This window comes from Xanthomonas codiaei (assembly GCF_002939785.1).
In the GTDB taxonomy this organism is placed as follows: Bacteria; Pseudomonadota; Gammaproteobacteria; order Xanthomonadales; family Xanthomonadaceae; genus Xanthomonas; species Xanthomonas codiaei.
Map to the genome: position 1 here is coordinate 112491 of NZ_MDEC01000011.1, position 23540 is coordinate 136030.

At 65.6% G+C, this 23540-nt stretch carries 18 protein-coding genes and 1 other RNA gene; 9 read left to right on the forward strand and 10 right to left on the reverse strand.

The window, feature by feature from the left end:
* Positions 1-9 precede the first annotated feature (9 nt).
* Complete coding sequence (locus tag XcodCFBP4690_RS10205; protein WP_104540842.1) at positions 10-2097, reverse strand: glycoside hydrolase family 99-like domain-containing protein; 2088 nt, start codon at positions 2095-2097, stop codon at positions 10-12.
* Entirely contained in the window at positions 2094-3743 is a 1650-nt protein-coding gene (locus XcodCFBP4690_RS10210) for an electron transfer flavoprotein-ubiquinone oxidoreductase (RefSeq protein WP_104540843.1), read from the reverse strand. Before XcodCFBP4690_RS10210 ends, XcodCFBP4690_RS10205 begins: the two co-directional genes overlap by 4 nt.
* 125 nt (positions 3744-3868) lie before the next feature.
* On the opposite strand from XcodCFBP4690_RS10210, the gene XcodCFBP4690_RS10215 reads away from it, so the two are divergent.
* The gene (locus XcodCFBP4690_RS10215; RefSeq protein WP_104540844.1) at positions 3869-4465 is read left to right on the forward strand and encodes an alpha-ketoglutarate-dependent dioxygenase AlkB family protein; all 597 of its coding nucleotides are present in this window, start codon (positions 3869-3871) and stop codon (positions 4463-4465) included.
* 471 nt (positions 4466-4936) lie between these two features.
* Here XcodCFBP4690_RS10215 and XcodCFBP4690_RS10220 read toward each other — a convergent pair whose 3' ends face one another.
* From XcodCFBP4690_RS10220 to XcodCFBP4690_RS10235, 4 genes are all read right to left on the reverse strand, one after another.
* Positions 4937-5581, reverse strand: coding sequence for an ABC-type transport auxiliary lipoprotein family protein (locus XcodCFBP4690_RS10220; RefSeq protein WP_104540845.1), 645 nt, complete (start codon positions 5579-5581; stop codon positions 4937-4939).
* The gene (locus XcodCFBP4690_RS10225; protein ID WP_104540846.1) at positions 5578-6504 is read right to left on the reverse strand and encodes an MlaD family protein; all 927 of its coding nucleotides are present in this window, start codon (positions 6502-6504) and stop codon (positions 5578-5580) included. The genes XcodCFBP4690_RS10220 and XcodCFBP4690_RS10225 overlap by 4 nt, the downstream gene beginning before the upstream one ends.
* Positions 6505-6506: 2 nt before the next feature.
* Positions 6507-7349, reverse strand: a complete 843-nt coding sequence (locus XcodCFBP4690_RS10230; protein ID WP_104540847.1) for an ABC transporter ATP-binding protein — start codon at positions 7347-7349, stop codon at positions 6507-6509.
* A gap of 85 nt (positions 7350-7434) precedes the next feature.
* Positions 7435-8547 (reverse strand): MlaE family ABC transporter permease, encoded by a 1113-nt coding sequence (locus tag XcodCFBP4690_RS10235; RefSeq protein ID WP_104540864.1) that lies wholly within the window; start codon positions 8545-8547, stop codon positions 7435-7437.
* A 165-nt stretch (positions 8548-8712) separates the two neighbouring features.
* Between XcodCFBP4690_RS10235 and XcodCFBP4690_RS10240 the strand changes: the two genes are divergently transcribed.
* Positions 8713-9972, forward strand: a complete 1260-nt coding sequence (locus tag XcodCFBP4690_RS10240; protein ID WP_104540848.1) for a threonine/serine exporter family protein — start codon at positions 8713-8715, stop codon at positions 9970-9972.
* 59 nt (positions 9973-10031) lie between these two features.
* Here the strand turns inward: XcodCFBP4690_RS10240 and XcodCFBP4690_RS10245 are convergent, their stop codons facing one another.
* The 3 genes from XcodCFBP4690_RS10245 to XcodCFBP4690_RS10255 all read right to left on the reverse strand — a co-directional run bounded on the left by XcodCFBP4690_RS10245 (position 10032) and on the right by XcodCFBP4690_RS10255 (position 13148).
* Positions 10032-10490, reverse strand: a complete 459-nt coding sequence (locus XcodCFBP4690_RS10245; protein ID WP_104540849.1) for an H-NS histone family protein — start codon at positions 10488-10490, stop codon at positions 10032-10034.
* Positions 10491-10634: 144 nt separating this feature from the next.
* Positions 10635-12329 (reverse strand): proline--tRNA ligase, encoded by a 1695-nt coding sequence (locus XcodCFBP4690_RS10250; RefSeq protein ID WP_104540850.1) that lies wholly within the window; start codon positions 12327-12329, stop codon positions 10635-10637.
* Positions 12330-12746: 417 nt separating this feature from the next.
* On the reverse strand, positions 12747-13148 hold the full coding sequence (locus XcodCFBP4690_RS10255) for a DUF4124 domain-containing protein (protein ID WP_146091874.1): 402 nt from the start codon (positions 13146-13148) through the stop codon (positions 12747-12749).
* 121 nt (positions 13149-13269) lie between these two features.
* Here XcodCFBP4690_RS10255 and pssA point away from each other — a divergent pair, with 121 nt between their 5' ends.
* From pssA to XcodCFBP4690_RS10285, 6 genes are all read left to right on the forward strand, one after another.
* Complete coding sequence (gene pssA / locus XcodCFBP4690_RS10260; protein WP_104540851.1) at positions 13270-14043, forward strand: CDP-diacylglycerol--serine O-phosphatidyltransferase; 774 nt, start codon at positions 13270-13272, stop codon at positions 14041-14043.
* A 10-nt stretch (positions 14044-14053) separates the two neighbouring features.
* Positions 14054-14518: an alanine acetyltransferase gene (locus tag XcodCFBP4690_RS10265; protein WP_104540852.1), complete on the forward strand. Its 465-nt coding sequence runs from the start codon at positions 14054-14056 to the stop codon at positions 14516-14518.
* Positions 14515-14997 (forward strand): ribosomal protein S18-alanine N-acetyltransferase, encoded by a 483-nt coding sequence (rimI, locus tag XcodCFBP4690_RS10270; RefSeq protein ID WP_167394556.1) that lies wholly within the window; start codon positions 14515-14517, stop codon positions 14995-14997. The genes XcodCFBP4690_RS10265 and rimI overlap by 4 nt, the downstream gene beginning before the upstream one ends.
* 289 nt (positions 14998-15286) lie before the next feature.
* A non-coding RNA gene (locus XcodCFBP4690_RS10275) (sX9 sRNA) lies at positions 15287-15361 on the forward strand.
* A gap of 626 nt (positions 15362-15987) precedes the next feature.
* The gene (locus XcodCFBP4690_RS10280; RefSeq protein WP_104540854.1) at positions 15988-17121 is read left to right on the forward strand and encodes a pectate lyase family protein; all 1134 of its coding nucleotides are present in this window, start codon (positions 15988-15990) and stop codon (positions 17119-17121) included.
* Between the two features lie 245 nt (positions 17122-17366).
* Positions 17367-18509, forward strand: a complete 1143-nt coding sequence (locus tag XcodCFBP4690_RS10285) for a pectate lyase family protein (RefSeq protein WP_104540855.1) — start codon at positions 17367-17369, stop codon at positions 18507-18509.
* Positions 18510-18798: 289 nt separating this feature from the next.
* On the opposite strand, the gene XcodCFBP4690_RS10290 is transcribed toward XcodCFBP4690_RS10285, so the two are convergent.
* Positions 18799-20772: a transglycosylase SLT domain-containing protein gene (locus tag XcodCFBP4690_RS10290; RefSeq protein WP_146091875.1), complete on the reverse strand. Its 1974-nt coding sequence runs from the start codon at positions 20770-20772 to the stop codon at positions 18799-18801.
* Positions 20773-21046: 274 nt separating this feature from the next.
* Here XcodCFBP4690_RS10290 and XcodCFBP4690_RS10295 point away from each other — a divergent pair, with 274 nt between their 5' ends.
* Complete coding sequence (locus tag XcodCFBP4690_RS10295) at positions 21047-23467, forward strand: TonB-dependent receptor plug domain-containing protein (RefSeq protein ID WP_341871613.1); 2421 nt, start codon at positions 21047-21049, stop codon at positions 23465-23467.
* Positions 23468-23540 lie beyond the last annotated feature (73 nt).

The window sequence follows — 23540 nt, forward strand, 5'->3', positions numbered from 1 at the left end:
AAGGCGCCGTTACGGCGCCTTGCGTGCATAGCGGTAGGGTGTGGATGCCGCCGGCTCGCCTTGGCCTATGAGTCCTTCGATCGTGGCGAGGCGGTGACCTGATTGCAGGACTGTATGTCCCAGGAAACGTTCGATCGCATGTGCCAGCGTGCCGTCGATCTGCCCTTGCTCGCCCTCGAAATCGCCAGGTTGCAGATGCGCGTCGAGCAATGGACGCAGTGCGTCGAGCTTTGCCCAGAACATGCTGCCAGAGGCGAACCGGTCATGCTCGGTCACCGTGCCGGCGCCGGTGCGGACGGCGAGATAATCCAGCGCATCTGCGTTGCCACCGATGAAGTCGGTAACTCCCAATAGATGTTGCGCTGGTGCGGCAAGCCCGAGCCCTGGGTCGGCGACGAAGGCGTTGACGATTGCATCCATGCGCCCGCCGCCCAGCAACGCGGCCAGCATCTCGCGCCGCCACGCATCGCCATCGTGACGATGCGTCGATTTCTTCGTATGCAGTTTCAACACCAGCTGCTCGCCCTCGTCCAGCAACCGATTGGCAACGTGCAGGAACGGCAGGATGTCCCGGCCGCGATTCTCGAAGCCTTCCACCTCCGCCTCGATGCCATGCTGCTGCAGCAGCCCACGAACCTGCCCGACCAGTGTCAGATCGGTAGTGACGATCATCCGTACAGTGGCTGCAGAGGGCGCAAGCGCGTCGAGGATCTCGTCCAGGACATCCAGATACCATGCGTGCACGACCACGCAGGCGCGGTGTGTGCGTGGGGCGGGTACGTAATCGGCCGAGCGCGTCATTGCCTGGCGCGTTGCTTCAAGCCATGCATACCCCAGGCGCATGTCCGGCTCGAGGACGGCGCCTTCGGCCCACTCGTTCCATGCATTGATGAATACCAGGCGATTGGCCGACGGTACATTTGCAAGACGGCGATGCACTGTCTTCGACAGCCAGTCCCGGTAACGGCGAGGGGAGGCGTGCAGATAGACACGCCCCTTGCCGGAACGTCGCGGCTCGTTGTCCCAACCCGGATTCACTCCGGGATATAGCGTGTATTCCCGTAAGGGACGCTGCTCGATATCGCTCGCAAGCGCACGCCAATCCAGTACGTCGCCGCTGAAATCAGGATTCAGTAGGCGCTGCCCGGCCGTTATCGATGGCGGAGTGCTCATGTTGGGAGGAAACTCGACTGCCGCATCGAACCCGATATCCCGCGGATCCGGACGTTCGAAACCCTGCACGTAAGCAAGATGGATCTCGCCAATGCCGTTATCGCGACACCAGGTGCGCCAGCGTGCGGCGGTCTGTGCGGGCTCGGGAAGCAGATTGGGTCGATACACCAGCAGCAGTGGACGTCCTTCCACACGCCAGTACTTCGGGTTGCGCATGTACGACGCGACGTGCGCAATGAAGGCGAGATCGTCGTCGGCGTCATGCGCCTGATCGATCAGAATGTCGTCGCCGCGCCCATCCCAGCGCCGCGCCCACTTCTCGTTCGCCCAGCACAGGCAGAACGGCAGTGTGATCGAGTCATCTTCGTGCCATTGCCTGATAGGCATTTCCAGCAAGGTCTTGCCGGCGAACCAGTAGAAATAGAAGCAGAATGCGGCAAGGCCGTATTCCTGTGCCAAGCGCGCCTGCTCGCGCATGATGTACGGGCTACGCAGATCGTAAAAGCCAAGGTCCGCGGGGAGGCGAGGTTGCTGATGCCCTTCGAATTGCGGAAGCGCGCGCGCGACGTTGCGCCATTCGGTAAAGCCTCTGCCCCACCACGCATCGTTTTCCGGAATCGGATGAAACTGCGGCAGGTAAAAGGCAATCAGGCTTGCAGGAAGCGCGTCAGGCAGGGATTGGGTGCGATACGGCACATGGCCGATCGCGGCCTGGTCGCTGCGTGCGGCCGGACGCCGGGAGATGCCATCGCCTGCCCGGCCACGTGCAGGCTCCGGAACCCAGTCGCCATGTCGGTCCAGAAACCAGCCACGCCAACGATCGCGCTTCGCTTCGCTCAACGGAATGGCACGGAACGCGGCGCGTAGCAGCCCGAACAGGCGGTTGCGCAGGTGAGTCCGGATCGGACTGCGAAGCGAATTCACAGATTCTGGTAGTTCGGACCCGAACCACCCTCCGGTGTGACCCAGGTGATGATCTCGTAGGGGTCCTTGATGTCGCAGGTCTTGCAGTGCACGCAGTTGGCAGCATTGATCTGCAGGCGCTTGCCAGAGGGGCTGGTGGTATCTGCGACCATTTCATAGACATTGGCGGGGCAGAAGCGGGTGCAGGGGTTGTCGTACTCCTCCACGCAGCGGGTGGCGCAGACGTCGGTGTCCAGCACTTTCAGATGCACCGGTTGGTCTTCGTCGTGCTCGGTGGCGGCGAAGTACACCGCCTGCAGGCGGTCGCGTGGTGCGAGTTCGCGGCTGACGTAGTCGCGCTTGGGTTGTTCGTACTCGCCGATCTTGCGCAGTGCCGACCAGTCCGGCTTGTTCTTCAACGTCCACGGCGAGGCGCCCTTGAGCGCGGTTTCCCAGGCGGCATTGAGCAGGCCGAACCACAGGCCCTTCTTGAAGCCGGGCTTGATGTTGCGCACCTGCTTCAGCTCGGCCATCGCATCGGAGGCGCGTAGCTTGGCGTCGAAGCCCTGCGGGACCAGCTGCGACTGCGCTAGGTGTTCGGCGGCCAGCATGCCGCTGCGGATCGCCTGGTGGGTGCCCTTGATCTTGGGCACGTTGAGCAGGCCGGCGGTATCGCCGATCAGCAGGGCGCCGGGCATTTCCGTCTTCGGCAGCGACTGCCAGCCGCCGGTGACGATGGCGCGCGCGCCGGCCGACAGGATGCTGCCGCCTTCCAGCAGCGGCTTGATCAGGGAGTGGTTCTTCCATTGCTGGAAGGCTTCCCACGGCTGGTAGCCCGGATCGCTGTAATCCAGCCCGCTGACATAGCCGAGTGCGATCTGGTTGTTGTCCAGGTGATACAGGAAGCTGCCGCCGTAGGTGCGGTTGTCGGCCGGCCAGCCCAGCGTATGCACGATCTTGCCGGGGCTGACGCGCCCTTCGGGCACCTGCCATAGTTCCTTGATGCCGATCGAATACCCCTGCGGGTCGCTGTCGGCGGTGAGGTCGAAGCGCTTGAGCAACTGTTTGGTCAGATGGCCACGCGCGCCTTCGGCGAGCACGGTGACCTTGGCACGGATGTCGATGCCGGCGGTGTAACCAGGCTTGTGCGTGCCGTCCTTGGCCACACCCATGTCGCCGATGCGCACGCCGATCACCTGGCCACTGTCGTCGTGCAGGGTTTGAGCAGCGGCAAAGCCGGGGTAGATCTCCACGCCCAGCGCCTCGGCCTGGGGCGCCAGCCATGCGCACATCGCGCCCAGGCTGACGATGAAATTGCCGTGGTTGCGCATGCCCGGCGGCACCACGGGGAACTTGCGCGCGCTGTCCTTGCCGAGGAACCAGAATTCGTCGTCGGTGGCGGCCACGCAGATCGGCGGCGGGGTGTCGCGCCATCCGGGCAGCAATGCGTCCAGCGGGCCGGGTTCGATCACCGCGCCGGAGAGGATGTGTGCGCCGATGGTGCTGGATTTTTCGATCACGCACACGCTCAACTCGGGGTTGAGCTGCTTGAGCCGGATCGCGAACGACAGCCCGGCCGGGCCGGCACCGACGGTGACGACGTCGTATTCCATGACGTCACGTTCGACCGCCTCTGGCGCCTGTGCGCCGACTCCCGTTACCGACATTGCTCCGCTCCCGTTGGCTCGATGGCTGGAGCGCATTTTCCGGGATTGCATGTGACGGCGGCAAATCGGCGCGATTCATCCGCTGCCGACGACGCGGTGCGGGCATGCGTGCTAGCGTCTGGGCGATGAAGATCGAGGTGGCATTGCCGGGGGCGCAGATCAGCTGGCAGCGCGGATGGCTAGACGCGACGCAAGCCGACGCGCTGCTGCAGGCCCTGTTGGCGCAGGTGCGGTGGGAGGTGCACCGCATCCGCCTGTTCGGGCGGGTGGTGGATTCGCCGCGCCTGAGCAGCTGGATCGGCGATGCGGATGCCAGTTATCGCTATTCCGGTACGCAGTTCGCGCCGCAGCCGTGGCTAGAGGTGTTGCAGCCGCTGCGTGCGCGGCTGCAGGCCGAGACCGGGCACCCATTCAACAGCGTGCTGGTCAACCGCTACCGCAGCGGAGCCGATGCGATGGGCTGGCATAGCGACGACGAGCCGGAGCTGGGCGCGCAGCCGTTGATCGCGTCGGTGAGCCTGGGCGCGACGCGGCGCTTTGCATTCAAGCATCGCGACGATGCGGCGCTGAAGCAGACGCTGGCGCTGGGGCATGGCGATCTGCTGCTGATGGGCGGGCAGACGCAGCGTCACTACAGGCATGCCTTGCCTCGCACGGCACGGCCGGTGGGGGAGCGGATCAATCTGACCTTTCGGCAGATTGCGTCGTCTGCGGCAGGATGAGGCCGGCGCCGGGTGGCCGGCTGGCGTGCGCGACGGCCAGCTTGCCGAGGGACGGTGTGTGCCCTCATCCGGCGCTGCGCGCCACCTTCTCCCGCGCGCGGGAGAAGGGAGAACAGGCTACGCACCTGCGGGCCAGTGCCTGGTGGGATGCGTTCCGGCTGCAGGGCGATGCGTCGGGTTATGGCGTGCGCGGCAGACGGTGTGTGCCCTCATCCGGCGCTGCGCGCCACCTTCTCCCGCGTGCGGGAGAAGGGAGAACAGGCTACGCATCTGCGGGCCTGTGCCGGGTAGGATGCGTTCCGGTTGCGGGGCGACGCGTCGGGTTATGGCGTGCGCGGCGGACGGTGTGTGCCCTCATCCGGCGCTGCGCGCCAGCTTCTCCCGCGCGCGGGAGAAGGCAGACAGGCTGGAGACGTGTGCCGGTCTCGGTGCCGGGTGAGATGCGTTCCGGCTGCAGGGCAACGCGTCGGGTTACGGCGTGCGCGGCGGCGCGGCGCTGTCCTGTTGCCCGGTGGTCAGCGTCCAGCCCACCAGCTCGGTGGTCACCTGGGTCAGGGCTTGCTCGAAAGCAACCGCGACGGCGGCGGTATCGGTGCCGCTGGAAGGCCGTGCAACCAGGAAGGTGCGTGAGGCGACCACGCGTTGGTCGGCCGAGTGCAGCAGCTTGGCGTTGAGCTCGATCGTGGCCGACGGCAGCGACTGGCCGGCGTAGTCGGATTCGAACCGGCGCAGATCGATCGCCAGCTTGTAATCGGAGCGGATGCCGGTGCCGATATGAGCCACCGCGGCGATCTTGCCGGAGTCCTCGAAGCCGCGCACTACGCTGTCTTCCAGCATGTCCGTGGCCGGTTGTGCCCAGCCGGCGCCGTGATAGACCTGCAGCTCGCCGGGGGTCGGGCGCACATTGATGCGCGGGCTGTCGATGACACGTGCGGCGCTGGGTTTGGCCACTACCAGCTGCCAGCTCACCTGCGGCCACGATGGGTTCGGCGTCACCCGCACGCTGGGGGCGTAGATGGTGGCCGGTTTCTTGTCGCCGCCGGTCAGCACCGAGCAGCCGCCCAGCGCCAGCAACGACACGCACAACAGGGGACGCAACAGGCGCATGGCAGTCATTTCGGTTCGAACTCCTTGGGTGCGTCGCGGCCGAGCAGGTAGCGCGCAGGGTTGTTGTCCAGTTTGTCGCTGACCCGGCGTAGGTCGCGGATCAGGCCGCGCAACTCGGTCAGTGTCGGGCCGAGCTGGCCCAGGCCGTCGTTGGCGAAGCTGTTGATGGCCGCGCGGTTCTCGCCAAGGATGGTGTCGGCGTTGCCGGCAGCAGAATCCAGCTTGGCCAGGGTGGCATCGAGTTTTTCCAGGATGCCCGGCAGCTGCTGTATCAGATTCTGGTCCAGCCGCTTGATGGTGCCGTTGGTGGTGGTCAGGGTGGTGTCGAGATTGCGCGCGGCATCGCGCGCGCTGACGATGAGCGCCTGCATGCCTTCGTCGCGATCGGCGATGCCGCCGCTGATCTTCTCCAGGTTCTGCAACGTGGCCGAGATGCTAGCCACGTTCTTGTCCGAGAGCATCTGGTCCATGCGTTCGACGATGCGGTTGGCGGTGTCGGTGATGTTCTGCAGCGCCGAGGGCGTGGTCTGGATGATCGGCGCATCGCTCTTGTCGATGGTGGTCAGCGAGGGTGCCTCGGGCGTGCCGCCGGAGAGCTGGATGATGGACGGGCCGGTGAGGCTGGTGATGGCCAGCTTGGCGCGGGTGTCGCTCTTGATCGGCGTGGTGGAATTGACCCGCACGTGCGCCACCACCTGGCGCGGGTCGTTCGGCGCCAGGGTCAGCTCGGTGATCGAGCCGACTGCGATGCCGTTGTATTGCATCGGGCTGCCGACCGACAGGCCGGTCACCGCCTCGCGGAACACCACCCGGTATTGCTGCCAGGTGCGGTCGGAGGAGTACTTGGCAGCCCACAGGCCGAACAGCAGCAAGGCCAGGCCGGCCACGATGGTGAAGGCGCCGATCAGAACGTAATTGGCTTTGGTTTCCATGCTCAGGCGGTCTCGGTGGAGTCGGTCTTGGCCGCGCGCGCGGCGCGGGCGCGCGGACCGTGGAAATATTCCTGGATCCAGGGATGATCGATCTGCTCGACCTCGGCCAGCGGCGCGTTGGCGATCACCTTGCGATCGGCCAGCACCGCGATGCGGTCGCAGATGGCGTACAGCGTATCCAGGTCATGAGTGATCAGGAACACGGTCAAGCCCAATGCCTGCTGCAGGGTGCGGATCAGGCGGTCGAAGGCGGCCGCGCCGATCGGGTCCAGCCCGGCGGTGGGTTCGTCCAGGAACAACAAGGGCGGGTCCAGCGCCAGTGCACGCGCCAGGCCGGCGCGCTTGCGCATGCCGCCGGACAACTGCGAGGGCAGCTTGTCCAGCGCATCGGCCGGCAGGCCGGCCAGCTTGATCTTCAGCAGCGCCAGCTCGAAATACCAGCGTTCCGGAAACTCGCCGTGGTGTTCCTTCAGCGGCACCTGCACGTTTTCGCCCACGGTCATCGACGAGAACAGCGCGCCATCCTGGAACAGCACGCCGGTGTTGCGGGTGATGAGCTGGCGGTCGGCGTAGCGGCCCGAGCGCGCGTCCGCGCCCAGTACCTGGATGCTGCCGGCATCGGGTTCGCGCAGGCCCAGGATGCTGCGCATCAGCACCGATTTGCCGGTGCCCGAGCCGCCGACCACGCCCAGGATCTCGCCGCGGCGCACGTCCAGGTCCAGCTCCTCGTGCACGGTCTGGCTACCGAAACGGTTGGTCAGCCCGCGCACGGAAATCGCCAGCTCATCGTCGTCGCCGTCGGCCTCTGGGCCGGGATTGGGGAGTGGGGATTGGGGATTGGTCAAAGCACGGCTCTCCGAAATGTCAGAGCGCCAGCCGCGCTTCTGCCTTGCACCAATCCCGAATCCCGAATGTCCAATCCCGTCCTCATCACCACCCCATCTTCATGAACCACAACGCTGCGATCGCGTCGAGGATGATGACCAGAGAAATCGTCTGCACCACCGAGGACGTGGTGCGTTCGCCCACCGATTGCGCGGTGCCACTGACCTTGAGTCCCTCCAGGCAGCCGATCAGGCCGATCACCAGCGCAAACAGCGGCGCCTTCGAGAGCCCGACCAGGAAATGCCGCAACTGGATGGTTTCGTGCATGCGCGCCAAGTACATCTGCGGCGGAATATCCAGGTCGAACGCACCCACGGTGACGCCGCCGGCCAGGCCGGCGATCATCGCGATGAAGGTCAGCAGCGGCAGGGTGAAGATCAGTGCGAGCAGGCGCGGGATCACCAGCAGGTCGATCGGGTCCAGGCCCAGGGTGCGGATCGCGTCCACTTCCTCGCGCGATTTCATCGCCCCGATCTGCGCGGTGAAGGCGCTGGCGGTGCGGCCTGCCAACACGATTGCTGTCAGCAGCACTGCGAATTCGCGCAGGAAGGCGATGGACACCAGCTCCACCACGTAAATTTCCGCACCGAAGTCGCGCAGGATGGTCGAGCCCAGGAAGGCGATCACCGCGCCCACCAGATACGACAGCAGCACCACCAGCGGCACCGCGTCCAGGCCCACCTGTTCCATGTGATGCACGGTGGAGGTCAGCCGGAAGCGCCGCGGCTCGTGGATCAGCCGCATGATCTTGACCAGGTTCTCGCCCAGGAAGCTGTTCAACTCCAGGATGCCCTGGCCGACGCCATGGGTGGTGCGGCCCAGGCGATCGAGCGCGGCCACGAAGCCGTAGTCGCGCTTGGGCTTGGGGCGTTCGTCGTTGAGGTCCTCGATGGTGCACACCAGCGCCTGGTGCTCGTCGCGAAAATCGATCGCGTCTTCCTTCAACCCCATGCGGCCGGCGAAGCGCAGCAACTGCAGCACGCCGGCCGAATCCAGTTGCCCGATGCCGCGCGCGTCGATGCGGCGCACCCCGTCGGGCACGGCTTGCAGCAATTCTGCCTGGGGCAGGGCGGTTGCTAGCACCCAACTGCCGGCGAGGCGGACCTGGGTCTGATCCTGCGGGTCTTGGTCGATGCGGGGAGGTTGCGGTTTGATCATGAGTGGCCTGTCCGTGGCGCCAGCATACAGGGCCGGCGTGAGCGAAAGATGGGGATGCGCCAGGTGCCATGGCGTGTGGCTGGCGATGAGGCCGCCGGCCGGCCGCGCTGCGGCATACACTGGCCGCCTCGCCGCACGGCGTTTCTCCGATCCGACCCGCCACGCATGTCCGCTGCCACCGTTGTCCTACCGTCCGCCAGCGCCACCTACGCCCAGCGCGTCGCCTTCGTATCGGAAATCGCCGGGCGCCTGCATTCCTATGGCACCACCGCGCAGCGGCTGGAGGCGGCGGTGGTGGGGCTGTCGCAGAAACTGGGCCTGGACTGCGAACCCTGGTCCAATCCCACCGGCATCATCCTGAGCTTCAGCGATCCCACCAAGGCGATCGGCTCCAGCGACATCACCCGGGTGATCCGCCTGGCCCCGGGCGAAAACGACCTCTACAAGCTCAGCGTGGCCGATTACGTGGCCGACAGCGTCGCCAACGGGCGCATGAGCATCGCGCAAGGCCATACCGCGCTGCGCCGGCTGGACCGCGAGGTGGACCGGCGTGGCAAGACCTTGCAGGTGCTGGCGTTCGGGCTGGCCGCCGCCGGCGTGGCCGGGCTGTGGAAGCTGCCGTGGCTGGACATCGCCACGGCCGGTGCCATCGGCATGTCGATCGGCCTGCTCACCCAGTACACCGACAGGCGGCCGGCCACCAAGGAAGCCGGAGAAGCCCTGGCCGGGCTGCTGGCTGGCGTGGTGGCTGCCGTGGTGGCTTCGTTGATCGGGCCGTTGAACCTCAACACGGTGATCATCGCGTCGCTGGTGGTGCTGCTGCCCGGCATGTCGCTGACCAATGCCTTCAACGAGCTGGCCAGCCAGCACTGGGTCTCCGGCACGGCGCGGCTGGCGGGCGCGGTGACCACGGTGCTCAAGCTCACCGTCGGTGCGGTGATTGCAGTGACCCTGACCCAGTTGATGGGCCTGCATCCGCAGGTGGCCGCATTGCGCCCGCAGGCCGGTTGGGTGGAATGGGCCTCGCTGCTGGTGGCCGCTTATGCGTTTGCGGTGTTGTTCAAGGCCAATCGACGCGATTATTTATGGATCATGGCCGCTGCGATGTCTGGTTATGTCATTGCGCGTTATGCCGGCCATGCCTGGGGCGGACCGGCCGGTGTATTTGCCTCGGCCATGGCATTGACCGCTGCCGGAAACCTGTTCGGGCGGGTGGTCCAGAAACCCGGCGCGTTGATCCGCTTGCCCGGCATCATCATGCTGGTTCCCGGCAGCGTCAGCTTGCGGGGTTTCCTGACCCTGGTACAGCAACAGGACGTCAGCGTCGGACAAGCCGCGCTATTGGCGGTCACCAATATCGTGATGGCCTTGATGGCCGGATTGCTATTCGGGAATCTGCTGATTCCGGCCCGCAAGAACTTATGAGCGGGTCGAAATGCGCACAATAAAAACGCCGGCAATGCCGGCGGTTTTATTGGTCTAGATCACGCGGCCTTCGACTTCTTGGCAGCGCGCTTGGTTGCCGTTTTACGCGGCGAGGCCTTCTTGGCCGATGCCTTCTTGGCGCCACCACCCACCTTGCCGATCAGAAAGTCTTCCACTTTCTTGCCAGCGGCGGTCAATTCGGCCAGCCAGCGCGGCTGCTTGCCACGGCCGGTCCAGGTGTCCTGCGGGTTGGCCGGATTGCGATACTTCGGCGGAACCTTGCCCAGCTTGCGGCCGGCACGCGGACCCGGCTTGCCGGCAGCGGCCGGGCGACCCGGGCCGGCGGCGGCGCCGAACAATTCTTCGATGGAATACCCCTGTGCCTTGGCAGCGCGGGTCAGCTGCGTGCGGACCTTGGCGATCGGGGCGCGCTTGGCAACCACGGTCTGCTGCTTCTTTGCGTTTTTGATCAGTGCGCTCAGCTGCTTGGCCGACAGGCCGGTGAGATCGATCGACATCACTACTCCGGAAGATGAGAGAGAAAAGAATGCCGGTCCGTGGCAGCGGCGGCCATCATAATGTCAGAAAACCGGTATGACAAATGCGCCGAAATAATTCGGCGCACTGCGTTCATCTGATTGCGGGGTGCTGGCGTTGTTTGATCAATGGCCCAGTCGTGAGAATAATCCGGCCTTATCCAGGTTTTCTGCCGATTCGGCGGTGCGGGCGCGATATTCAAAAGTGCCGGCGGCCAATCCACGTTCCGAGACCACCACCCGATGCGGAATGCCCAATAGTTCCATATCGGCAAACATCGCACCCGGACGTAAACCGCGGTCATCCAAAGCCGCATCGATACCAGCTGCAATCAATTCGTCCAGCAAGGCCTGGGCGGCGGCGAGCACGCTGGCGTCCTGCTTGGGATTGATCACGCAGACCACCACCTGCCAGGGCGCCATCGGTGCCGGCCAGATGATGCCGGCCTGGTCATGGTTCTGTTCGATCGCCGCGGCCACGATGCGCGAAATACCGATGCCGTAGCAGCCCATCTTCATCACCGCGACCTTGCCGCCTTCGTCGATGACGGTGGCCTGCAAGGCCTGGGCGTACTGGCTGCCGAGCTGGAACACGTGGCCCACTTCGATGCCGCGGGCCAGGCGCAGTTCGCCGCCATCGGCCGCGCGCTCGCCTTCGACCACATTGCGCACGTCGGCCACGGTCTGCGGTTCGGGCAGGTCACGGCCCCAGTTGACGCCGGCCAGATGGGCGCCGGCCACATTGGCACCGACCACGAAGTCGGCCATGGCCGCGACGTCGCGGTCGGCCACCACGCGGATCGGGCGGGCGGTGTTGACCGGGCCCAGGAAGCCCGGCTCGCAACCGAGGTGGTCGCGAATCTCGGTGTCGTTGGCCATGCGGTAGTCGGCCAGGCCGGCCACCTTGGCCAGCTTGATCTCGTTGACGGCATGGTCGCCGCGCACCAGCACCAGCACGAAGCCGGCCTGGGTCATCACCGCCACCGACTTGACCGTGCGCTGCAGTGGGATGCCCAGCAACTGGGCCACGTCCTCGCAGGTCTTCTGGGTGGGCGTTGCGACCTGATGCATGGCCTGCCCGGCCTCCGGGCGCGGGCCGGGCAGGGCCGCGCTGGCGGTTTCCACATTGGCCGCGTAATCGGACCCGGTGGAGAACGCCAGCGAGTCTTCGCCGGAGGCGGCGATGACGTGGAATTCCTGCGAGGCATCACCGCCGATGGCGCCGGAATCGGCCTGCACCGCGCGGAACTCCAGCCCCAGGCGGGTGAAGATGCGGGTGTAGGCCGCCTTCATGTTGTCGTACTCGCGCGCCATGTCCTCATCGGTGAGGTGGAAGGAATAGGCATCCTTCATCAGGAATTCGCGCGCGCGCATCACGCCGAAGCGCGGGCGGATCTCGTCGCGGAACTTGGTCTGGATCTGGTAGAAATTCAGCGGCAGCTGCTTGTAGCTGTTGATCTCCTGGCGCGCGAATTCGGCGGCGGCCTCTTCGGCGGTGGGGCTGTAGCAGAACTCCTGCTCCTTGCGGTCCTTGATCTTGAGCAGCTGCCCGCCGAACTTTTCCCAGCGCCCGGTGGCATCCCACAGCTCGCGCGGCTGGATGGTGGGGAACAGCACTTCCACCGCGCCGGCGCGGTTCATTTCCTCGCGCACGATCGCCTCGACCTTGCGCAGCACGCGCAGGCCCAGCGGCGACCAGGTGTACAGCCCGGAGGCCAGCTTGCGGATCATGCCCGCGCGCAGCATCAGCCGGTGGCTGACCAGCTCGGCGTCGGCCGGGGTTTCCTTGGTGGTGTGCAGGTGGAACTGGGAAAGACGCATCGGGCTTCGCTTGGGCGGAAAACCCGTAGTTTGCCAGTGTGCGCCCTGGCGGTCATTGTCGGGCGCGCCTGGCGCGGCCGCCGGACCGGTGGGTGGCAGCCCTGGAGTGGCGGCCCGCTGCGGCGTGGATGTCGTCAGGGGCGGGGGGCGCACACCGGGCCAGGGACGGCCGGGTACCGCGATGGCGGGCGGGCGCCCGACGGCACTGCGATTCGCCCAGTCTCGTGCGACTGGCGTAACACCGTCTGTCCTGGCGGGTGACGTTGCAGCCGCCTGCTCGATCCGGCACCCGGTCGGGCGCTGCGCGCGCGGCGGCGACGTGCTGGATGGCATCGCGACGATACCCATCCGGTCCCGGGGGGCATTATCCGGGAGCCGGGACCAGGCCCATCGCCAAGCGATACGCGGTGGCCGGGCTCAGGAGGCTGGAACTGCGCTGGCGGCCGGCTTGCAATACGCCTTGACGGCGGCGTCGGCCAGGTTGCGCTGGGCAGCGCGGGCTTCCGGGTCGAGGACGGCGCCAGGCTTGCCATCGGTGCCGGCGGCCATGGAGACCTCGCCCTTGCCGCTGAGCAGTTCCAGGTTGCGGCGCGCGGTCAGGCAGTCGGCCGACTCGGGCGTGGCGGTCTCCGGCGCGGCGATGGCGGCGGTGCCGGTGCGCGCATCGATCCGGCGCGCTTCGTAGCGCTGGCCGGTCGGTGGCGGGGTTTCGGTGTAGTGGGTCACGCCCTTGGCGTCCTTCCACTTGTATAGATCGGCGGCGCCGGCGGTGGCGCTGACCAGCATCAACAGGGCGCAAAGCCCCAACGGCAGGTGCATGTGGCTTCCCCTGGATGATTCCCGCCGCGATTGCAGCATCCATGGCCCGCGCTGGCAAGCGATCGCGCGACGGGCCCGGGCGCGCTACCGTCGGACGGACCTCAGGCCCTACACTTGGCGCATGGATGAAATGAGACCGCCTCCGCGCTCGCGCACGATCTACTTGCTGCCGAACCTGTTCACCACCGCCGGACTGTTTTCCGGCTTCTACGCCATCATCGCCGCCGCCAACGGGCAGTTCGTCCAGGCTGCCATGGCGGTGTTCGTGGCCGCGGTGATGGACGGGCTGGACGGCCGGGTGGCGCGCCTGACCAATACCAGCAGCGAATTCGGCGTGCAGTACGACTCGCTGGCCGACCTGGTCAGCTTCGGAATGGCCCCGGCGCTGGTGATGTACCACTGGTCGTTGTCGGCGCTGAAATACGACAGCAGCGTGATGGGCCGGGTCGGCTGGTCGGCGGCGTTTCTGTATGCGGCCTGCGCGGCGCTGCGGCTGGCCCGCTTCAACACCCAGGTCGGGGTGGTGGACAAGCGCTGGTTCATCGGCCTGGCCAGCCCCGCGGCGGCCGGGCTGATGATGTCGTTCGTGTGGGCATTCGCCGACGACAGCCTGGGCTTCGATGGCGAACAGCTGCGCTATGTGGCGCTCGCGGTCACCGTGGTGTCGGCGCTGTTGATGGTCAGCCGGATCCGCTTCTGGAGCTTCAAGGGCGGTGCGCGCGGTGCGCGTGCCGATCGCGTGCCGTTCCTGGCCCTGGCGATCGCCACGGTGGTGATCGCCCTGCTGGTGATCGACCTGGCGCGCTCGCTGCTGGTGATCGGCGTGCTGTATGCCTTGTCCGGCCCGGCGATGTGGCTGTGGCGACGCTGGCGCCGCACGCCCGAGCTTCCGTGAGCCGCCGTCGATGAACGTGTTGGCGAACGAGCCGGTGTGGTCGGACCTGCAGGTGTCGTGCCTGCAGGCGATGGGGCACATCGTCTATCTGGACCGTGCAACGGCCGATCCGCTGCCCGCGCCGGTCGCCGTGCCCGACACTGCGCCGGTGTCGGCCCCACTGCGCGAGCAGCGCGTCCCGGTCGAGGCGGCGGCTGCATCTGCACCGCGTCGGGCGGCACCCGCCGCGCCGGCCGAACCGCCGCGCGCGCCCGGCACCGCGCCCGCGTCCGCGCCGCAACGGCGCAGCCGGGTCGGGTTGCCGGACCGGTTGCAGATGGCCTTGCTGCGTGCCTCCGGCTGCAACCCCGGCGATCCCAGCACCCAGGCCTTGATGGCGTCCTGGCCGCTGGCCGAACTGCGAGGCAATCCCGCTGCCAAGCGCGCCCTGTGGCCGCAGTTGCGTGCGCTGCGGCGTCGTCGGGACCCGGCGTGAGCGCAATGAATGCGCCGTTGCCCGCCACGCTGCGTGCCATGCGCGAGAGCGATCTGGATGTGGTGATGGAGATCGAACTGCGCGCCTATCCATTCCCATGGACGCGCAGCATCTTTCGCGATTGCCTGCAGGCAGGGTATCCGGGCTGGGTGATGGAACGGGCCGGGCAGGTGATTGGTTATGGCGTCATCAGCATTGCTGCCGACGAGGCGCATGTGCTCAACGTCTGCATCGCGCCGGAAGCGCAATCGCAAGGGTACGGGCGCGTGCTGTTGCGCGCGTTGATCAAGGGCGCCTGCGATCGCGGCGCGCGACGCGCGTTCCTGGAGGTGCGCCCGTCCAATCCGTCGGCGATTGCGCTCTATCACTCCGAAGGCTTCAACGAGATCGGGCGGCGTCCGCGCTACTACCCCTCCCACACCGGCCGCGAAGATGCGCTGGTGATGGCGATCGAACTGTTCTTCGAAGGCTTTTCCTGAGCTGCGCTGCGCGCCTGATCGGGCTGCATCGTCGACTGACGAGTTGATTGCACATCACCGCTGCGCATCCGGGCCGATGCGCGCTCGTGTACGCGTGCGTCTTGCACGAGAGGGAGCGCTGCCGAAGGCGCACGCCACCGTCGTTGCGGCCGGATGCAGCGTCTTGCGCCTGGCGCGCGTGTGCTCGGCCAGCCCCTGGCTTGCACGCCAAGAGCGTCAAACGCTAAGAGCAGCTGGCAAAACGACTGCGCGGCCGCCAGGCGGGCGCGCGGTCGGTGCTCGGTGCGGCATGTACCACGCGTACACTGCGGTCCTCTGCGCCGTCCGCACCCACCTGACGACCGCTCGCTACGTTCTGTTAGCCGCTCTTAGCCATCGACGATGGCGTAGGTCGATCGCCGCAGCTGCCTCTCGCATCTGGCCCGTACCTGCTCGCGATGCCGCAGCAAGACCGTACGTCCCTGAGCTCATGCATCGACGCGTCCGTGGCGGGTGTATTGCCACGCTCTTTCGGCGATACGGCGATTGCGCTGCGCGTGGCTGCTTTTGCCAGTTGTCGTGATGCATCTGCGAGCGCCGCATTGCAGGACGCCGAGCATTGCAATCCTTTGTGCTGTGCGTGTACGACTTGGATGCTGCATTTCGTAGGACATATCACGTCGAAATCAGTCGCGTGTGACCGCCTCAACACCGCATGGTCGATGCATGTCCAGCCGCTGTGCGACCTCCATCATGCTGCGCTGCAGTGTCCTTGGCGCTGTCTCCGCGTGTCTTGATCGCAGCCTTTTGTCTTCTCGCAACTGTCTCGCAACCGTTTGCGTGACTGTGCGTGCACAACGGCAATTTGCCTAGATACAAGCGATTGCGATGCTCTTAGTATCCCCTCTCGCGGAACTGAACATTACATAGATGAAAAGTATGTTCCGTAGTCGATAGACGAGGGGTGTACCGCTGCGCGGTGCATCGAATTCATTCGAGGGAGACATCCAGATGAAGCCGAAATTCTCAACGGCGGCCGCCGCGTCGCTGTTTGTCGGATCGTTGCTGCTTACCGGCGTTGCCAGCGCCGATCCTGCGCTGGAAGTGGCGACCACCGGTTGGGCGACGCAAAACGGTGGCACCAAAGGCGGATCGAAGGCTGCTGCAGCCAATATCTACACGGTCAAGAATGCCGCCGAATTGAAGAATGCGTTGAAGGCCAGCGTGGGCAGCAACGGACGCATCATCAAGATCAGCGGCATCATCGATATCAGCGAAGGCAAGCCCTACACCAAGACGTCGGACATGAAGTCGCGTGCGCGCCTGGATATCCCGACCAAGACCACCTTGATCGGCATCACCAGCAACGCCGAGATCCGCGAAGGCTACCTGTACGTCAAGGCCAACGACGTCATCATCCGCAACCTCACCATCGAAAATCCGTGGGATCCGGAGCCGGTCTGGGATCCGGACGACGGTAGTGCCGGCAACTGGAACGCGGAGTACGACGGGTTGACCGTGGAAGGCGCCACCAACGTGTGGGTGGACCATGTCACCTTCACCGATGGTCGCCGCACCGACGACCAGAACGGCACCGCCAACGGCCGCCCCAAGCAACACCACGACGGCGCGCTGGACATCAAGCGAGGCGCCAATTTCGTCACCGTTTCCTACTCGGCGTTCAAATCGCACGAGAAGAACGGCCTGATCGGCTCCAGCGACAGTCACTCGAGCCTGGATAGCGGCAAGCTCAAGGTCACCATCCACAACACCTTGTTCGAAAACATTTCCGCGCGCGCGCCGCGGGTGCGCTTCGGCCAGGTGCATCTGTACAACAACTACCATGTCGGTAGCACCAGCAACAAGGTGTACACGTTCTCGCACGCACATGGCGTGGGCAAGGAATCGAAGATCTTCTCCGAACGCAACGTGTTCGATATCAGCGGCGTGAGCAGCTGCGACAAGATCGCCGCCGACTACGGCGGCAGCGTATACCGCGACCAGGGCTCGTTGCTCAATGGCAAGGCCCTGTCGTGCTCCTGGAACAGCAACATCGGCTGGACCCCGCCGTATAGCTACAACCTGCTCTCGGCCGACAAGGTCGCTGCAGACGTCAAGGCCAAGGCCGGCGCCGGGAAGCTGTAAGCAGCAGCGCGTAACTGGAAGCGTTACCACGGGCAGCGCGCCACACCGTGCGCTGCCCGTGACGCGCGGGCATTCCAAAAACGCAGGTACAACATGTTGAAAATGTACTTTTCAACTATGTACAGAAAGATTAGGATCGGTCGGGTCTGCTAGGGGACTGGCCTGTTGGCCTGGGCGGACGCAAAGGGGAGCACGCCGCGCAGCGGCGTGTCACGCATCACTCATCACAAGAGACTTCATCGACCATGTCGAAGACATCGACAGTTGTGGGACGTACCGTTGTGGGCGTTGTACTGGGCGCCGCATTGTTGTCGGGCGCTGCATACGCAGCCGACCCCGCATTGGAAGTGGCAAGCACGGGCTGGGCCACCCAGAACGGCGGCACGAAGGGCGGTTCCAAGGCGGCAGCGGCAGACATCTACACCGTCAGCACGGCAGCGCAACTGAAGGCTGCGCTGAAGGCCAAAGCGGGTAGCAACGGCCGCATCATCAAGGTCAAGGGCATCATCGACATCAGCGAAGGCAAGGCCTACACCAAGACGTCGGACATGAAGTCGCGTGCGCGCCTGGATATCCCGACCAAGACCACCTTGATCGGTGTCACCAGCAACGCCGAAATCCGCGAAGGCTACATGTACGTCAAGGCCAACGACGTCATCATTCGCAACCTCGTCATCGAAAATCCCTGGGATCCGGAACCGGTGTGGGATGCCGATGACGGCGACAAGGGCAACTGGAATTCCGAGTACGACGGCCTGACCGTGGAAGGCGCCACCAATGTGTGGGTTGACCATGTCACCTTCACCGACGGTCGCCGCACCGACGACCAGAACGGCACCGCCAACGGCCGCCCCAAGCAGCACCATGACGGCGCGATGGACGTCAAGAAGGGCGCCAACTACGTGACCATCTCGTATTCGGCGTTCAAGTCGCACGAGAAGAACGACCTGATCGGCTCCAGCGACAGCGCGTCCGGCACCGACAGCGGCAAGCTCAAGGTCACCATCCACAACACCTTGTTCGAAAACATCTCCGCGCGCGCACCGCGGGTGCGCTTCGGCCAGGTGCACCTGTACAACAACTACCACGTGGGCAGCACCAGCCATAAGGTCTACCCGTTCTCGCATGCGCATGGCGTGGGCAAGGAGTCGAAGATCTTCTCCGAGAACAACGCCTTCGACATCAGCGGCGTGAGCAACTGCGACAAGATCGCCGCCAACTACAAGGGCACCGTGTATCGCGACCAGGGTTCGCTGCTCAACGGCAAGGCGCTGAGCTGCTCGTGGAACAGCAACATCGGTTGGAAGCCGCCGTACACCTACAACCTGCTGCCGGCCAACAAGGTGGCTGCAGACGTCAAGGCCAAGTCAGGCGCCGGCAAGCTGTAATCGCCGCCCTGCGGTGCGTGGCGATGGCTGCGGCGCTACCGACACCTCACACGACGCCCGCAGCGATGCGGGCGTCGTGCGTTCTTGGTGCCACTGTCGCGTGCTTGTAGCGCGCCGTCGCCACGCAAGGGTCCGTGCTTCGGATCGACTGTGTTTCGCGCACGCACGCGCGTCTGATCATCAGGGGACGGGCGGGTCGTACCGATGCCGATCACTTCCTGCACCGCTAGCGACGCAGTGCGTGGAGGCGCACCCTTGCAAAGCGGCCAGCCGATCTGCCGCTTTCTGCTCAGTCCTGCGCCGCGCTGCCGGTGCTCTGGCCCGGCGTGCACACCGGCTTCTGGCGCTTGTCCACCAGTTTGCCCATCAACCGGTCGCTCAGCGGCAGCATGTCGCCGTTGAGGCGCCAGTCGTAGATCACGCTGAAGGCCAGTACGCGCGCGACGTAGTCGCGGGTTTCCTTGTAGCTGATGGTTTCGATCCAGAAATCCGGCTCGAAGTTCGGCCGCTGCGATTGCCAGCGGCCGGTCGGGCCAGGGCCGGCATTGTAGGCGGCGATGGTGAGATACGGCAGCCCGTAGGTGTTGAGCAACTGGCGCAGGTAGGCCGTGCCGATGGCGATGTTGATGTCTGGCTCATACAGGCTGGCGGCGCCTGCGTAGCCGGGCAGGGCAATGCCCTTGGCCACGGCCGCGCCGGTGCCGGGCAGCACCTGCATCAGGCCCATGGCGTTGGCGGGCGAACGCGCGCGCGGGTTGAAGATGCTTTCGGCGCGGATCTCCGCGGCCACCCAGGCTGGGTCGATCGCATTCCTGGCGGCTTCGCGGCGGATGCTGTCGTCGTGATGCAGCGGGAAGCGCAGTGCATACAGGCGCTGTTCGTCCGGTTGTTTGCCGAGCGCAAACACCGCGCGGTCGAACCAGCCGTTGTCGCCGGCGATCTCCACGGCCAGGCGGCGCTGGGTGTCGTCGAAGCGACCGGCGGCATCGTTCCATTCGGCCACGGCCCAGCCGGAGCGATCGATCTGGAACAGCGCAATGGCGCGCCCCAATGCCGGATCGCGCGCCACCGCGGCCTTGGCCTGCGGGCTGTCCTTGGGTTCCCACAGACAGATCCGGTACGGCTGCTGCAGACGGTCGGCGGCAAGGAAACCGTGGAAGGTGGGCGACTGCGCAGCGGCGCGATACAGCGGTTGTGCCGCTGCCGCCGAGCCGGTCTTTTCGGTCAGGCGCGCCTCGAAATACTGCCAGCGCGAATCGGCCCGCTGGCTTGCCGGCATCTTGCGGATCGCCACCAGGGCCGCCGGCCAATCGCCGCGCGACATCGCTTCACGTGCACGCCATTCGTGCAGGCGTTCGTCGTAGGAGGCATCAGGCACCGCGTTGAGCCGGCGCGCCGACTCCGGCAGATACGAGGCCACCGTCCACAGCGCGATCTGATACAGCACCTGTCCACGCTGCGCATCGCTCAAGCCCAGTGTGCTGGCCAGCTGCGGCAACTGTTGTTCGGCCGCGTCCGGGTCGCTCTTGGCAAGCTTGGCCAGGCCATCGACGGCAATGCGACGGCTGCGTTCGGTCTTGGGCCAACCCGACGCACGCGGGTGGACCTTGTCGAGAAAGGCAGCGTAATCGGTTGCCAGTGCCAGATCGGCTGCCGGCAAGCCGCGTGCCGCGGTACGCATCACCGCAGGCTGCTGCGCATCGGCAGCCGCCTCCACCCGCTCCCAACGCAGCGCAGGCGTCAGCTCGCCGCGCGATTCGAGCGTGGCGACCACAGGGTCGCAGGCATCGGGCAGTGCCTTGCCGCTGCGCCACAGGCTGAGTGCATCGCGGCTCCACTGCGCATCCAGCTTGCCGGTGGCCTGGCGTGCGGTGAGCTGCGCGCAGCGCAGGCCGAGGTTGTCGGTGCTCTTCCAGTTGGCCAGCAGGGTGGCCCAGTCCTGCCGACGCGCCAGCGCCGGCAGCCAGGTGCTGCGGAAGCTCTCGGCCACCGGCTGGCCGGCGTAGCGTTGCAGAAAGCCCTGTGCCTGCGCGTTGGACACGTTGTCGATACTGCGCTTGAGCGTGGCAAATTCCAGCCAGCCGTACAGCGGGTGACGGCTCAAGGCGGCCAGTTGCGCGGGGTCGGATTGGCCACGCTCGGCAGCGGCGATCGCATCGCGCATGGCCGTCAGCTGCGGGTCGAGGTTTTGCGCATGCAGCGCGGTACTGGCAAGGCACAGCAGGCCGGCGAGGAGAGTGGCGAAACGGGGGGAGGAAGTCATGGCGCGATGATACCCAAGCAGGCCTGAGCGCTTGAGTGAACATGCGCTGCTCCTCTGCATCGGCCTGCCCGTACCGGTGCGCAACGCGGGCGCGATGGCCAGCCGGTTGGGCGCGCGTATCCGGCGTTGCCAGGCTGGGATGCGCACTGCGACGCCCATCGCAGTGCTGCACCGCCAGATTGCGGTGCGTTAATGTTTCGTTTACAACTCGGGATGGACCGCAGGGCACGGGGGCGTGCGGACACTTTGAAGAATCCTTCTGGAGAGAGAAAGGATGAAGCGTCTGATCCGTCCGTCGCGGTCGTGCCTGGCCGTGCACTTGTCGTTGTGTTTGATTCCCACACTCGCCTGGGCGCAGCAGCCCGACGCCGCTCCTGCCACACGCACGCTCGACAGCGTGCAGGTCACCGGCACCCGCATCAAGACCGCCGAGCTGCAGGGCCAGGTGCCGATCCAGACGCTCAATCGCGCCGACATCGAGCGCACCGGCCTGACCTCGATCGGCGAGGTACTGCAGGAACTCACTGCCTCCGGGTCGGCGCTCAACGCCAAATTCAATTCCTCGGGCAACTTCGGTTTTCCGCCCGATGGCGGCGGCGTGGGCGCCGGCTCGGCGCAGGTGGATCTGCGTCACCTCGGCTCCAAGCGCGTGCTGGTGCTGGTCGATGGCATCCGCTGGGTCAATGAATCCTCCGCGTCCGGCGTGGGGTCCTCGACCGACCTCAACACTATTCCGCTGGCCATCGTCGAACGGATCGAGGTGCTCGAGGATGGCGCGTCCTCGCTGTATGGTTCCGACGCGATCGCCGGCGTGGTCAACATCATCACCCGGCGCAGCTTCGACGGCGCGCAGGTCACGCTCAACTACGGCCAGTACGGCAAGGGCGATGGCGCCAACCAGGGCGTGGATCTGGCCTGGGGCACCAGCGGCGAGGATTTCAGCCTGTTTTTGGGCGCCAGCTACGTCAAGCAGGACCCGATCTACGCACGCGATCGTGCGCAATCGCGTTTTCCCATCCCCGGTACCGGGCTGACCTTCGGTAGCTCGGCCACGCCGGATGGGCGCTTCCAGTTCGTCGACCCGAACACCGGTGTGCGCCAGAACCTCACGCCCAATGCCGGCGTCGGCACGCCGCAGTACGACGGCAGCGCCGGCTGCACGCGCAGCGACGACTACCACTGCTTCGGCACCGCCGATCGCTACAACTTCGCCGAGCAGAACCTGCTGCTGACCCCGTCCGAACGCAAGGGCGTGTTCGCGCAGTTCCGCTATTACTTCAACGATGATGTGCAGTGGTACGTCAAGGCCCTGGGCAACCGGCGCGAATCGACCAACCAAGCCGCGCCGGAGCCGATCTTTCTCGGCCCCGATGCCGGCACCGGCAATCCGCTGGCCGACAACATCCGGATTTCGGCGCTCAATCCCTTCAATCCGTTCGGCTTCGATCTGGACTCGGCCACCAACCTGATCCAGATCGGCCGGCGTCCGGTGGAGGGCGGGCCACGCCGCTACGAGCAGCAGGTGGACACGCAGTATGTCGGTACCGGGCTGGTAGGCACCTTCGAGGGCGGTGCGCGTACCTGGTACTGGGACGTCAACGGCATGTACAGCAAGAACAAAGCCGAACAGACCAACTACGGCAGCTACAACATCTACAACATCAATCTGGCGCTGGGCGATCCGGCCGCCTGCGCGGCAGTGGCCGGCTGCGTGCCATTGGATATCTTCAGCGGCGCCGGCAGCATCACGCCGGAGATGCTGCGCTGGATCCAGCCAGTGGTGCGCGACCGCAGCCAGAACGAATTGAGCCTGTTCACCGCCAACCTCAGCAGCGAGCTGTTCCAGCTGCCCGGCGGCGCCGTATCGTTCGCCACCGGCTACGAATACCGCAAGTACGAAGGCTCCTATCAGCCGGATCCGCTCACCGTGGCCGGGCGCTACAACGGTGTGCCATCGTTGCCGACCTCCGGCAGCTACGACGTCAACGAGGCCTATCTCGAACTCAATATTCCGATCTTCGCCAACTCCTCGCTGGGCGACAAACTCGATCTGAACATCGCTGGCCGCTATTCGGATTACTCCACCTTCGGCGGCGAGTTCACGCCCAAGTACGGCTTGCGCTGGCAGGTCACCGACGAGCTGGTGTTGCGCACCAGCTACGCCGAGGGCTTCCGCGCGCCGACCATCGGCGAGCTGTTCGGTTCGGCCGCGCGCGCCGACCTGCAATTGTCCGATCCCTGCTCGATCGGCCTGGGCGGCACCGCACCGCGCGGCAGTGCGACCAATTGCGCGGCACTGGGCGTGCCGGCAGGCTACCAGCAGGCCAACCAGCAGATCTCGGTCACCACCGGCGGCAACGAGCAACTGGATCCGGAACGTTCGCGCAGCTTCAGTGCCGGCCTGGTGTTCAGCCCGGGCTTTGCCAGTAATGCGAGTTGGTCGGATCGGCTCGACATGGAAGTGACCTTCTACCGTCACCATGTGGATGGCGCGATCCAGGCGATCAATGCGCAGACCCAGCTGGATCTGTGCGTGGACACGCTGGATGCGCTGTACTGCGATGGCATCGGGCGTGCGTCCACCGGCGGCATCAATGCGTTCAACAATCGGCTGACCAATCTGGGGTCGATCAAGACCGATGGCTGGGACGTGGACCTGTTCTGGACCTTGCCGGAAAGCGCGCTAGGTGTGTAAACCCACCACGTTGTTCAGTGGAATGTGGATGCGGGAGATGGGGGGGCGTTTTCCGAGACTGGCATGGGGCCGA